The 13,033-nt window shown below is 60.6% G+C and carries 14 protein-coding genes; 4 read left to right on the forward strand and 10 right to left on the reverse strand.

Annotated elements, in window-relative coordinates; translation table 11 throughout:
* Positions 1-326: 326 nt before the first annotated feature.
* Genes QSK43_RS26675 through QSK43_RS26685 form a run of 3 tightly spaced genes read left to right on the forward strand, consistent with a single transcriptional unit; the run spans position 327 to position 4,593 of the window.
* Positions 327-3,098, forward strand: a complete 2,772-nt coding sequence (locus QSK43_RS26675; RefSeq protein ID WP_332305982.1) for a DUF2339 domain-containing protein — start codon at positions 327-329, stop codon at positions 3,096-3,098.
* The gene (locus QSK43_RS26680) at positions 3,095-3,739 is read left to right on the forward strand and encodes an HD domain-containing protein (protein ID WP_332305983.1); all 645 of its coding nucleotides are present in this window, start codon (positions 3,095-3,097) and stop codon (positions 3,737-3,739) included. Before QSK43_RS26675 ends, QSK43_RS26680 begins: the two co-directional genes overlap by 4 nt.
* An 11-nt stretch (positions 3,740-3,750) precedes the next feature.
* Positions 3,751-4,593: an MOSC domain-containing protein gene (locus tag QSK43_RS26685; protein WP_332305984.1), complete on the forward strand. Its 843-nt coding sequence runs from the start codon at positions 3,751-3,753 to the stop codon at positions 4,591-4,593.
* A gap of 142 nt (positions 4,594-4,735) precedes the next feature.
* Here QSK43_RS26685 and QSK43_RS26690 read toward each other — a convergent pair whose 3' ends face one another.
* Positions 4,736-5,470 (reverse strand): class I SAM-dependent methyltransferase, encoded by a 735-nt coding sequence (locus tag QSK43_RS26690; RefSeq protein ID WP_332305985.1) that lies wholly within the window; start codon positions 5,468-5,470, stop codon positions 4,736-4,738.
* Positions 5,471-5,642: 172 nt separating this feature from the next.
* Between QSK43_RS26690 and QSK43_RS26695 the strand changes: the two genes are divergently transcribed.
* Positions 5,643-6,857, forward strand: coding sequence for an MFS transporter (locus QSK43_RS26695; RefSeq protein WP_332305986.1), 1,215 nt, complete (start codon positions 5,643-5,645; stop codon positions 6,855-6,857).
* A 6-nt stretch (positions 6,858-6,863) separates the two neighbouring features.
* On the opposite strand, the gene recO is transcribed toward QSK43_RS26695, so the two are convergent.
* From recO to QSK43_RS26740, 9 genes are all read right to left on the reverse strand, one after another.
* Positions 6,864-7,628 carry a DNA repair protein RecO gene (gene recO / locus QSK43_RS26700; protein WP_332305987.1) on the reverse strand — a complete coding sequence of 255 codons (765 nt, stop codon included), beginning with the start codon at positions 7,626-7,628 and terminating at the stop codon, positions 6,864-6,866.
* A gap of 56 nt (positions 7,629-7,684) precedes the next feature.
* Positions 7,685-8,062: a response regulator gene (locus tag QSK43_RS26705; protein WP_332305988.1), complete on the reverse strand. Its 378-nt coding sequence runs from the start codon at positions 8,060-8,062 to the stop codon at positions 7,685-7,687.
* A 135-nt stretch (positions 8,063-8,197) separates the two neighbouring features.
* Positions 8,198-8,950, reverse strand: coding sequence for a Crp/Fnr family transcriptional regulator (locus QSK43_RS26710; protein WP_045017022.1), 753 nt, complete (start codon positions 8,948-8,950; stop codon positions 8,198-8,200).
* A gap of 88 nt (positions 8,951-9,038) precedes the next feature.
* Positions 9,039-9,989 carry a GTPase Era gene (gene era, locus QSK43_RS26715; protein WP_045017023.1) on the reverse strand — a complete coding sequence of 317 codons (951 nt, stop codon included), beginning with the start codon at positions 9,987-9,989 and terminating at the stop codon, positions 9,039-9,041.
* A 77-nt stretch (positions 9,990-10,066) separates the two neighbouring features.
* The gene (rnc, locus tag QSK43_RS26720; protein ID WP_045017024.1) at positions 10,067-10,786 is read right to left on the reverse strand and encodes a ribonuclease III; all 720 of its coding nucleotides are present in this window, start codon (positions 10,784-10,786) and stop codon (positions 10,067-10,069) included.
* The gene (gene lepB / locus QSK43_RS26725) at positions 10,783-11,529 is read right to left on the reverse strand and encodes a signal peptidase I (RefSeq protein ID WP_045017028.1); all 747 of its coding nucleotides are present in this window, start codon (positions 11,527-11,529) and stop codon (positions 10,783-10,785) included. Before lepB ends, rnc begins: the two co-directional genes overlap by 4 nt.
* A gap of 210 nt (positions 11,530-11,739) precedes the next feature.
* A complete protein-coding gene (gene acpS, locus QSK43_RS26730; protein ID WP_332305989.1) occupies positions 11,740-12,144 on the reverse strand; it encodes a holo-ACP synthase in 405 nt (134 codons plus the stop codon).
* On the reverse strand, positions 12,141-12,719 hold the full coding sequence (locus QSK43_RS26735) for a DUF2062 domain-containing protein (RefSeq protein WP_332305990.1): 579 nt from the start codon (positions 12,717-12,719) through the stop codon (positions 12,141-12,143). Before QSK43_RS26735 ends, acpS begins: the two co-directional genes overlap by 4 nt.
* A gap of 83 nt (positions 12,720-12,802) precedes the next feature.
* Positions 12,803-13,033 (reverse strand): hypothetical protein (locus QSK43_RS26740; protein ID WP_332305991.1); only part of this gene is annotated, 231 nt, incomplete at its 5' end.

The following is a 13,033-nucleotide window of genomic DNA, read 5'->3' on the forward strand; positions in this document are numbered from 1 at the left end:
GACCACTCCGCACCGTCACAAGCGCATCCGCAAAACTGAATTGACCGGCGCTCTTCTCAACCATCAAACAATCCTCCATCGACAAAAGACAGTGAATCATAGTTCAACGGTTTTGCAACAGCCCCCGCCGGGGAGAAGGTCGCGGCAGCGGGTTGAGGGGGCAAGGGTGTGAGATTCGGCAACGCTGCCCCCTCATCCGACCCTTCGGGCCACCTTCTCCCCGGCGGGGAGAAGAAAGAAGCCGCAACACCACGCACCGATCAACCGGGCCTTGCATAAATTCGCCAAAAGGGCTTTAAAAACAGCTTGGTAATTGGAGAGTCTGTTTGGAAATCCCGTTTCTCATCCTCGCCCTCATCGCGGCCTTTATCTACACTCTGGTCGCGAGCATCCGCAATTCAAGCCGAATCAAGTCTCTGGAGCGTGAGGTTCACGACCTGAAGCGCCTGATGGCGACAGGGGTGACCTCTGCTCTTGCCGCACAGGCGGAGACGACGGCATCCGTGGATAATCCGGATTTCAAGGCGGAAGAGGAAAACCGGGCGTTGCCGGAAGACGAGTTCGTCGAAACGGAATATCCACCCGAAACCGAAGTGGCCACCGCGACGGAGGAGGAGGAAGACCTTGCCAGCGAGAAAGAGGCCCTTGCGCTTTCCAGCGAGGCAACCTCCGCGCCGGCTGCGAAGGAGAGCTTCGAAAGCCTGCTCGGCGCGCGCTGGGCCGTCTGGGCGGGCGGACTGGCGCTGGCGCTCGGCGGCATTTTCCTCGTCAAATATTCGATCGAGGCGGGGCTGCTCAGCCCGGCAGTGCGACTTTCGCTCGCCGCCATTTTCGGCCTCGTTCTCGGTTTTGCGGGAGAAGCGATCCGCCGCAAGGCCGTGCCGGGCATCGCCACGACTTACTCCAACGCCATGATACCTGGTGTGCTGACGGCGGCCGGCGCGCTGACCCTGTTCGGCGTGATTTATGCGGCCTATGGCATTTACGATTATATCGGCAGCGGCACGGCTTTCATCCTGCTCGGGCTTGTCGCCTTCGCCACCATTGGCCTGTCGCTTCTGCACGGACAGGCGCTTGCCGGTCTCGGTCTTTTGGGTTCGATGCTGACGCCCGCGCTGGTTTCCTCCGAAACCCCGAATATCTGGGCGCTTTTCATCTTCCTGACCATCTCCTGGCTGGCGACCGCCGTGACAGCGCGCAGACAGCGCTGGACCGTGGTTCCCTCGCTCGCCAGCGCCGGTCTCGGCCTCTGGGCGCTCGGCTATATCGCCATTGCGGAAACGCTTCTGGCGGCTCCGCCGACGCTCGCCCTGCTCATCATGCTGGCCGGCACCATTTTCCTATGGCCCGGAAAACACTTCGATACGCCGCCCGTCGAGGCCGACGAAACCGCCACTTCCGAGCGGCGCGCCGTTCGCGCCATGCGGCTTTTGCTGCGCCCGTCGCTGGCCATCAATCTCACCGTATCGATGGCCGTGATTCTGCCCGCAATCGGCTTCCTCTATACCGAGGGTAGTATCGACACCCATCCGGCGCTGATCGTTTCAGCACTCATCGCATCGCTTGCGGCCCTTGGCGCTTCCCGCCACTACGCCGTATGGCCCGCCATCATCGCCGCATTCGGCGCACAGGCTGCGGTCTCGCTGATGTCGCAGCAGGCGCTCGATCTCATCGGTGTCATAAACGATACCCCGATCGCGCTTCCCCCTGTTGGAACGGGCTATACCGCAGCAATCGCCATGGCGCTTTGCCTCGGCGCCATCCTCGTCCTGTGCAGTTTTTCCTTCCTGAAACGCAAGGGCGCGGACGACCCGGATTTCGCCCAGCTATGGGCGGGGATCGCAGCGCTGTTCCCGGTCTGGCTCGGCACGGCGAGCTTCGTCGAATATGGCAATCTCGGTCGTGACTGGCTGCACGCGGCCTATGGTCTTGGCCTCGGCCTCGCACTCATTGCGGCTGCCGAATGGCTGCACCGGCAAAACAACGAGGCCTACCGCAAGCCGCTCAACATCCTCGTGCTCGGCTCGTTTGCCGCCTTTGCGCTTTGCCTGCACACGCTGACGGAAGGGCTGGTAACGACCGTGCTGCTCTCCGTCATCGGCTTCGGTTACGTACTGGCAACCCGCCATCGCAACTGGGATGTGCTGCCGTGGGTCATGGCGGTGGCAAGCGTTGCCGTTCTTGGCCGCATCGCCTGGGAACCGACCCTCGTCGGGCCGCAAAATCTCGGCACCACGCCGGTCTTCAACGCGCTTCTGCCGGGTTACGGCATTCCGGCGCTGCTCGCCATCGTCTCGGCCTGGTTGCTGCGCGACTGGCCGGGCTTTAGGGCGAAGAACTTCCTGCAGGCCATCGCCAGCCTGATGGGACTGCTGGCGGTCGCCATCCTCATCCGCCATGCGATGAATGGCGGCACCCTGGATAACAGCGTGCCGACGCTTGGCGAACAGTCGATCTATACGCTGCTGACCATCGGTTTTTCCGGCGTGCTGATGACGCTCGACCTCAAAAGCCCCAGCCCCGTCTTCCGTTACGGCTCGATGATTGCCGGCGTGATCGCCGTCATCAACGTGCTGACGATGCATTTCTTCACGCTGAACCCCTATTTCACCGGCGAGAATACCGGCCGCATCCCGTTCCTCAACCTGCTGCTGATCGGTTATCTGCTGCCGGCGCTCGCCTATGGCGGCCTTGCTTATTATGCGCGTGGCAAACGGCCTGCCGCCTATGTCAACCTGCTGGCGGTGGCGGGTGCCGCACTCGGTTTTGCCTGGGCCACGCTTTCGGTCCGCCGGTTCTGGCAGGGTGAAAACATTGCCGACTGGAAGGGTTTCCTTCAGGGCGAGACCTACAGCTATTCGGTGGTCTGGCTGTTGATAGGCGTGCTGCTGCTCGTCGTCGGCTCGCGCTTCAACGCCCGCAGCCTGCGCCTGGCATCCGCTGCCTTCGTGCTTATCTCCGTCGCCAAGGCCTTCCTGATCGACATGAGCAACCTTGAAGGCGTGCTGCGGGCGCTGTCCTTCATCGGGCTTGGCGCGGTGCTGATCGGCATCGGCCTGTTCTATCAGAAAATCCTCACCCGGAAGCCGCAGGCATGATCGCGGCTGAGGCTTTTGCGCCCTTTGAGGCGCTTGCGCAGGAACTGATCCCGCACGCCGCCGATGCGGGCGACGGCTCGCACGACCTCGCCCATATCCACCGCGTTTTCCGCAACGCCATGCGCATCCATGCGGGCGAAGGCGGCGATGGCACGGTGCTGGCGGCCAGCGTGCTTTTGCATGATTGCGTGGCGGTGGAGAAGAATTCACCGCTTCGCACGCAGGCCTCACGCCTTGCGGCGGAAAAAGCCTCCGGCATTCTGGCCGGGCTTGGCTGGCGGCAAGCCGACATCGACGCTGCCGCGCACGCCATCACCACCCACAGTTTTTCCGCCAATATCGAGCCGCAGACGCTGGAGGCAAAAATCCTTCAGGATGCCGACCGGCTGGACGCCATCGGCATGGTGGGGGCGGCGCGCTGCTTTTATATCGCCGGGCGACTGGGCTCGGCGCTTTACGACCCGGCCGATCCGCTGGCGAAGGACCGGCCACTTGACGACCGCGCCTTTGCCATCGACCATTTCGAAACCAAGCTGTTCAAGCTCGCGGATGGTTTCCGCACCGAAACAGGACGAGAACTGGCAAAGGCCCGCCATGAGCGGCTGAAACAGGTGCTGGACCTGTTTCTCGACGAAATCTGAGGGGACCAGGAATGCGTGTGACCGAACTCAACATCTACCCGCTGAAAAGCGCACGCGGCATTGTCCTCTCGCAAAGCGATGTTACGCCGGAAGGCCTGCCCGGCGACCGCCGCGCGATGCTCACCGACCCCTCCGGCCATTTCATCACCCAGCGCGAATTGCCTGATATCGCCACGATTCTGGCGCGGCATGAAGATGGCGGCATGGCGCTTACGCGAGAGTTGGACGGCGAAATTTTCGCCAGACCGTCCGGGCAGCGCATGGATGTGGCGGTGTGGAAATCGATCGTCAGCGCCAACCTTGCCGATGGCGAAACAAACGACACGCTTTCCACATGGCTCGGGCGCGATGTGAAGCTGGTGTTCTTCGACGATGCCTCAAAGCGGATTGCGAGCCTCGAATGGACCGGCAACGAAACGCCCGTCACTTTCGCCGACGGGTATCAGATCCTCGTCACCACCACCGCCTCGCTGGCCGCCCTTAACGACAATATGCGCGCCAATGGCGAGGACGCGGTCGGCATGGAGCGGTTCCGGCCCAATATCGTGCTGGAGACGGACGAACCATGGGCGGAGGATCGCTGGGCGGCCATCGAGATCGGCGGCATTCGCTTCGATCTCGTCAAACCCTGCGCCCGCTGCATCATGACCACGCAGGACCAGATAACCGGCTCCCGCGATGTGCCCTCCCCGATGAAAGCCATGGGCCGCATCCGCATGTCCGGCGACCGGCGCGTGCCCGGCCCGCTATTCGGCTGGAACGTCACGCCGCGCGGCGAAGGCAGGCTTGCGATTGGCGACGTGGCAAAGGTGGTTGAGGAACGCGCTGACGGCTGGGCGATCAAGCGGCGCTAAGCCGGTCCGACCTCTCTCCCTCATCAAGTCAGTTGGCTTGATGAGGGAGAGCACGGAGCACTACGCATAACGGCAAGCTTCGAGAATGACGCACCCATCTCAATCATAGTGCCACGCCGGCAATGCAACGCACGGCGCAACGTCACGCTTTACGCGCGCCGACGATCAGAAAAATCGGACGGCGGTCTTCGTGTTTCATTTCCGGCCGCTCTGCCAGCAGGGCTGGATCGGGCCTCGGCTCCGCCAGCCGCGTTATGACAAAGCCGGCGGCCAGCAGGGCGTTCAGAATACCTGAGACCGTGCGGTGATATTTGACGACGTCGTCGGCCATCCAGTTGGAATGGCGCAGGCCCTCGTTCTGATAATTGTCGAGCGGCCAGTGCAGGATTTCGCCATCCTCGCCATAAAACCAGTCCTGTTTCTCCAACGCCGTGAAAACCGGATGCTCGATGGAGAAGACGAAATCACCCCCGGATTTCAGCACACTGAAAACCTTGGCGAATGCGACGTCGAGATCGCGGACGTAATGCAAAGCGAGAGAACTCAGCACCAGATCGAAGCTTCCCGGTGCAAAATCGATGTCCTCGATCGCGGCGCGGCGATATTCGATGCCTGGTCCGCCGTTTATCTCGGCGGCGCGGCGCAGCATCTTCTCTGAAAGATCGACACCGACGACATGGGCCGCACCCTGCTCCGCCGCATGACGGCAATGCCAGCCGAAACCACAGCCGAGATCGAGAATGGTCTTGTCTCTCAAGGCAGGCAGCATGGCGCGCAGCTCGTGCCATTCGCCCGCCTGCCTCAACCCCTCCAGCGAGCGCGGCATGGCGCTGTAGCGCTCGAAAAACTGCGGGTCGTCGTAAATATTCTGCTTCATCATCGTTCTCCGGCCCCGGCTGCCATGCGGGCATCCCATCAATCGCATGAATAATGGTCGTCAAGAAAAGTCGCTAGTGGGAAGGCATGACAAAAGATAATGTTCCTCCCATCAAAGGGGAATTCTGCAGCACATTGTCCCAAGGGCGTAGGCTGCAGCGGGAGAGCTTTTCATGTCGCAAGCCACACGCCAGACCATGCCATGGGTTATCATCGCCGCCGGGTCGCTGATTGCAGTCATGACCTTCGGGCCACGGTCGGCCATGGGCTTTTTCCAGCTGCCCATGCTCGCCGATACCGGCTGGGACCGTTCTACCTTCGGTCTCGCCATGGCATTGCAGAACCTGTTCTGGGGCCTCGGCCAGCCCTTCTTCGGCGCCATCGCCGACAAGTTCGGCACGGGTCGCGTGCTCGTACTGTCCGGCTTTCTTTATGCGGCCGGCCTCATCTGCATGTCCTTCGGCACCTCGCCCTTCTGGCTGCATTTCGGCGGCGGCGTTCTTGTCGGGCTTGGCATCGCCGCCGGTTCCTTCAGCGTCATCCTGTCGGCCTTCGCGCGCCATGTCACACCACAGCAGCGGTCGTTTGCCTTCGGCATCGGCACGGCAGCGGGATCGGCGGGCATGTTCCTGTTTGCGCCAATCAGCCAGGGCCTGATTTCCACCTATGGCTGGTCGGACAGCCTCGTCTGGCTTGCCGTTATGATGATACTGGTGCCGCTGCTGGCCTATCCGATGCGCGGCAACTCCTCTTCCGGCAGCCAGTCACAAACGCAATTCAAGCAGACGGCGGGCGAAGCGCTGAGAGAAGCGCTCGGTCACAAAAGTTATCTGCTATTGACCACCGGCTTTTTTGTCTGCGGTTTTCAGGTGGCCTTCATCACCGCGCATTTCCCGGCCTATCTCGGCGATATCGGCATCGAGCCGCGCTATGCGGTGATAGCCATGGCGCTGATCGGTTTCTTCAACATCATCGGATCGCTTGCCGCAGGCGTCATCGCCCAGCGTTACTCGAAGCCCTATCTGCTGGCCTATATCTATATCGCCCGCTCGATTGCCGTCACCGCATTCCTGCTTTTGCCGCAAACGCCGCTTTCCGTCATAATCTTCGCGGCGGTGATGGGCATCCTCTGGCTTTCCACCGTGCCGCCGACCAATGCGCTGGTGGCGATCATGTTCGGCACCCGCCATCTCGGCATGCTCGGCGGCGTCGTGTTCCTGTCGCACCAGATCGGCTCGTTTCTCGGCGTCTGGCTGGGCGGTTTTCTTTACGACCGGCTCGGCTCCTACGATCTCGTCTGGTGGCTCGGCGTCGGTATGGGGATTTTTGCGGCTATCGTGCATTGGCCCATTCAGGAGCGCCCGGCGCCGCGCCCGGCAATGGCCTGATCGGGATCAAACCGCCTTATCGAGCGCAGGCGGCATCGCCTTGCGCTCCAGCGCCTTCAGCGCCGCCTGCACGAAACCGTCGCGGGCGGTATTTTCATTGAGGCCGCGCGGATCATAGACATGGCGATTGAGGAAATGGCCGGTGAGGCGAAACGCAGCCGCGAGGCTGTCGCGATCGGCCGCCTTTGACTGGCCTTCGCTTAAGAAAGCCGGAAGCGAAAGCATCCGCTCCGCATAGGGCGCGCCCGCCGTGCGGCAGACCGCCCTGCCCGTTTTCGGCGAGACATAAACGAGATCGGTGCGCAGCCCCGTCGCCGCGCATTCGGTAAGATCGAGACCGAACCCGAGATCGTTCAGCACCGCCAGCTCGAAACGAACGAACAGTTCTCCGGCATCGACCGGATCGTGGAGATTGTCGAGAATGACGTCGAGCGCCTGATAGAGATGCGGATGCGGATCACGCTCCGGCAGAAGCCTGAGCAGCGCGCCCATGGCCTGCACGCCGTAAACGGCGGTCGCCGTTTCCATCAGCTGTGCTGCCCGCAATTGCAACGGCTCGATGCGGTATTCGCCGAGATGATCGTGAAGACGCGCGCGCCAGATGACATCCACCCGGTTGCCCGCCTGCAGCACCGGCTGCATGCTGCGGGAGCGCCCGGAGCGCACCATCCCCAGATGGCGACCGCGCGAACGGGTCATCACCTCGGCGATGACGCTTGTCTCGCCGTGGCGTTTTACGCCAAGAATGATTGCCTCGTCCTGCCACTGCATGAAACGTGTCCGAATTCCGATTCAGGCCCGATCATACCCGATCTGGCGGCGAAACGTTATTCTTTTACCGCGCCATCGCCCACGCCGACGAGCCTGAGGACGAAATCGACGATTTCATTTTCCCCGAAGGGTTTGCCGAGCAAGGGGGCGGCCGAAAGATCATCGGGAAAACCCGTCGTGTCGCCGTAACCGCTGACGAAACCGAAGGGAACGCCCGCCTCACCAAGGAGGCGCGCGAAATCATAGCTCGTGCCATCGGACAGGCTGACATCGAGAAGCACGCAATCGGCGCCATCCTCATCGACAGCCTGCCTCGCCTGCGCGAGCGTCGTGGCGATGACGACGGTTTCGACCCCCATCGAGTGGAGGACCGATTCGACATCGAGCGCCACCAGATATTCATCCTCAACGATGATCACCCGTTGCGGCACCATATGTGTTCTTCTTTCAATGTGAGCGAAACCAGCGAATTGCATGTCGCTGCCTCCAAAATGATTTTCGAGCGCCATGGGGCAGCAATCGCAAATTATCGCCCGACCGTCATTTAAAAAAGACATATGGATTGGAGATCAGATGAAGGGTCTTTGTCGCTGTTCGTCGCTTTGCCAGCCGGCCACATGGGCCAGCCCCGCAGCGTCCAGCACCAGACAGCCCTTGTCGGTCCAGCGGATCAGACCGCGATCGACGAGCTTTCTCAGGGTTTTGTTGGTGTGGACGATGGAAAGGCCGAGCGTATCGGCAACGTGCTGCTGGGTCACCGGGATCGGTGTTTCGCCCTGCATGAGACGGGCCGCCTTCGCCCTGCTGTAGAGAAACGCGATGAGGTAGGCGGCGCGTTCCAGCGCGGTGCGCCGGCCGATGCTGAGGAGATGGTTGTCGAGCATCCGCTCCTCGCTCGCCGCGATCCACGTCAGGTCATAGGCAAGGGTCGGATGATCGGTGAAGAGGTTGTTGAGGCGCGACCGCTCGAAGACGCACAGGGTGACCGGCGACAACGCCTCCACCGAATGCTGCATCTCCCCCATCACCGTGCCCTGCAGGCCGACGAGATCGCCCGGCATGACATAGTTGAGGATCTGCCGCCTGCCGTCCTCCAGCGTCTTGTAACGGAAAGCCCAGCCGTGCAGCACCGTATAAAGATGGGCGCTGTGCGAGCCTTCCATCAGGATCAGGGAGCCGCTTTCGACCGCAAGTTCCCCCGTCTTGAAACGGGAGACGAAATCGAGTTCGGAAGAGGAGAAATCCCTGAAATGCGGCAAGTCCCGCAAGGGACATTGCTGGCACGGCGTGGTGGAAATTCCATTCTGTTTTTTTGACGACATGAATATCCGTTATCGAAAAAAGGTTGCGCTCAATTCATTGAACAACCCGCCCGAACGTGTTCGGTTCCCGATAAAACGTTGAAGATATTCAGTTTCGCGGAAATTCCAGGCCCATTTCGCGGAAGCGCTCGGGATCGTCGCCCCAGTTCTCGCGCACCTTGACGAACAGGAAGAGGTGGACCGGCTGCTCGAGGATTGCAGACAGCTCCTTGCGCGAGGCGGTGGAGATCGCCTTGATCGCATCACCGTTCTTGCCCAGAGCGATCTTCTTCTGGCTGTCGCGCTCGACATAGATTACCTGCTCGATGCGCACGGAGCCGTCCTTGCGTTCTTCCCACTTCTCCGTCTCGACATGCGAGGCGTAGGGAAGTTCCTGATGCAGCCGCAGAAACAGTTTCTCGCGGGTGATTTCGGCGGCGAGCTGGCGCATCGGCAGATCGGAAATCTGGTCTTCCGGATAATACCACGGGCCTTCCGGCAGGGTGTCGACCAGATAATCCATCAGGTCTTCACAGCCCGAACCGTTGGTGGCCGAAATCATGAAGGTGCGGTCGAAGGTCACGTTCTCGTTGGCGGCGGCGGCAAGCTTCAGAAGGTCTTCGCGCTTCACCTGGTCGATCTTGTTGAGGCAGAGGATTTTCTTCTGCGGAACATCCTTCAACCCCTCTAGGATCGCTTCCGCATCACCCTTCAGGCCGCGTTCGCTGTCGATCAGAAGCAGGATGAGATCGGCATCCTTTGCCCCACCCCAGGCCGAGGTGACCATGGCGCGGTCGAGCCTGCGGCGCGGCTTGAAGATGCCGGGCGTATCCATGAAAACGATCTGCGCATTTTTGTGAATGGCGATGCCGCGCATCACCGCGCGCGTCGTCTGCACCTTGTGGCTGACGATCGAGACTTTTGCGCCCACCAGCCTGTTCACCAGCGTCGACTTGCCGGCATTGGTCGGGCCGATGAGGGCGACGAAACCGGAACGGGTCGGAAGGGCGATGTCTTCGCCGGCAACGGCGGGATTTTCGTGATCGGTCATGATATCCATCAAGGTCAGAGGTATTCAACATGCGGCCACAGGGCTCGTCATGCGCTCGATTTTAGCGCCCCATCGTCGGGGGCCGCTCAGTTCTGGGTGGTGCTCTTCTGCCAGACGCCTTCGCGTTCCAGCAATCTGGTTGCCGCCACCTGCTCGGCCGCGCGCTTGGAGCGCTCGACACCGGTTTCCGGCTTCACGCCGGGAATTTCCACCGTCACGGTGAAGCTGGGATCGTGATCCGGTCCGGAGCGATCGTCAACCCGATAAGAGGGCGTGGTCGCAAATCTGGCATGCGCCCATTCCTGCAATTCGGTCTTGGCGTCACGCCGCCCGGCATCCACGCTCGTCGCGCGGCCTTGCCAGTATTTCAGAACGAACTTGCGGGACGCTTCCAGCCCGCCATCCAGATAGATGGTGGCGATCAGGCTTTCGACCACATCGGCGCGCACGTTCAGCATCGCCTTGCCGGTCAGCTTCTTCACATCCGATCCGGTGCGGATGAAATTATGCAGGCCCATCTCGTCGCCGATCGCAGCGCAGGACTCAGCGCTGACGAGCTGGTTCAGGCGAACGGAAAGTTCGCCTTCGCTGGCGTTGCGGAAGGTGGAAAACAGCATTTCGGCAACGCAAAGGCCGAGAACACGGTCGCCCAGAAACTCCAGCCGCTCGTAATTGCCGGCCGCGGCAGAGCGGGCGCTGGCATGGGTCAAGGCCCGGTCGAGCCGGGCCTTTTCCTTGAATTCATATCCGATCAACGCTTCGAGACGGGAAATTTCCGCAATCGAAAGCGGCTTGGTCTTGCTCATCCCACAACCTTGAAGAGGCGGTCCCAACGCATGTTGGACGGCCATTCCCAAATGCGGCTGAACGCCGTGTCGTTGCCCAGCGAGAAGAAGATGACGCTGGCGCGGCCGATCAGGTTTTCTTCCGGCACGAAGCCGACGTCGAAACGGCTGTCGAGCGAATTGTCGCGGTTATCGCCCATCATGAAATAATGGCCTTCCGGCACCACGAATTCGCGCGTGTTGTCGCCGCGCGAATCGGGCGACTGGTCGAGCGTGTCGAAGGTGACGCCATTATCCAGCGTTTCGCGGAAAACCGGCACATTGGCGCCCGGATCGGCACGGTAATCGGAGGTGAAGGTGCCGTCGGGCTGCTTCGGCACCGGCTGGCCGTTGATGAACAGCACGCCGTTCGTCACCTGGATGCGATCACCGGGCAAGCCGACGAGACGCTTGATATAATCGACTTCAGGATTGGGCGGCAGGCGGAACACAACCACATCGCCGCGCTTGGGCTTGCTGAATTCGAAGATACGACCGGAAAACAGGTTCGGCGAAAAGGGCAGCGAATATTTCGAATATCCGTAGGAGAACTTGTTGACGAACAGATAGTCACCCACCAGCAATGTCGGCATCATCGAGCCTGATGGGATCGTGAAGGGCTGAAACAGAACAGTGCGGATGACCATCGCCAGCAGGAGCGCCTGAATGATGACCTTGACGTTTTCCCAAAGGGCGTTCTGCTTCTTCTCAGCTTTTTCGGACACTTAAAGACCTGCCTGATTGTTTACCGGTTCCTCCGATTTTACGAAGGCATCCGGGCCGTTGTCTGGGCGCGTTTGCGGAGGATGACGCGTTTTTCACGCAGCCGGCAACGCTTTCATATTTCTGCGACTTCTCTAGAACCTTTCCAGCCCGAAGGGAAGCGCTTCTGTCATACGCCTGCAAATAGGCCGCCAATACGGCGGGCACGGGCATCAGTCGCTCACGGCGAGCGCCTCGATAATCACAAACGCCTGAGCGTAGGGGAAATCGTCCGTGATCGTCAGGTGAATATTGGCGCGATGACCGGCGGGCAGCATGGCGGCCAGCCTTTCCGCAGCACCGTTGGTGAGCATCATGGTCGGCTTGCCGCCCGGCAGATTGACGACCCCCATGTCCTTCCAGAAAACACCGTTCGCAAGACCGGTTCCAAGCGCCTTGGAGCAGGCTTCCTTGGCGGCGAAACGCTTGGCGTAGGATGCCGCCCGGTTCTTGCGGCCATCGGATTTGGCGCGCTCGATATCGGTAAAACAGCGGTGCGTGAAACGTTCGCCAAAACGGGTGAGCGAATGTTCAACGCGGCGGATATCGATCAGGTCGCTGCCCAATCCAATGATCATTTCAACATCTCCAGAGACGCGTTTTTATTGGCGGCGCGTTGCGCGAGACCTTCCATCTTGCGGCGCTGGAAACCGCTGATGAGGTTATAGACGGCAAAATAGGCGATCACCGCGCTGACGGCGGCGGGAAGAAGAGCACCGATGATCATGGGTTCCAGCACCGGCGTCCATATCTGCCGGAATTCGAGATGGCTGAACAGCGCGACGAAGTCCACATGCGCCGCGCCTGCCTCCTTCTGCCGGCCGAGGAGAAAATGTCCCAGCTCCCAGGTGGAGGCCCATATGAACGGAAATGTCAGGGGATTGGCAAAGGTGGTGCCGAGCGCTGCCGCCACGAGGTTGACGCGCATGAGGAAACCGAGCGCCAAGGCGATGATGATGTGAACACCGAGAAACGGCGTCCACGCCACGCCGATACCAAGCGCAACGCCGGCGGCAATCGAATGCGGAGAGGCGGACAATCGCAGGAGACGCAGCTTCATATAGCGCAGCGAACGGGTAAAACCCGCGCGCGGCCAGAAGAGGTCACGAATCTTTTCTAAAAAACCAACAGGTTCACGGCGGCGAAACGGCATGGGAGCAGTCTATTTCATCGTCCCGGCTGAGCCAAGAGCATCGTATAGGACACAGGGATCTTTTGCAGGCGTATTTTCTTCCGTCATTCCAGGCCTTTAGCTGGAATTCCGCCGACACCGCGCGGCGTCACCAGATGAATACGAACCTTGCAGAACACTCTGACGTCATCCTCGGGCTTGTCCCGAGGATCTGCAACCGATTGATTTAATTCAACGTGATTAGATCTTTGGGACAAGCCCACTACTGTCCGGTTTAAATCCGCTCCCAGTTGAACTGCATCTGGCGGAGGTCTTTTGTTGTTTCGGGCGGTGGT

This window comes from Rhizobium sp. GR12 (assembly GCF_036596185.1).
Taxonomy (GTDB): Bacteria; Pseudomonadota; Alphaproteobacteria; order Rhizobiales; family Rhizobiaceae; genus Agrobacterium; species Agrobacterium nepotum.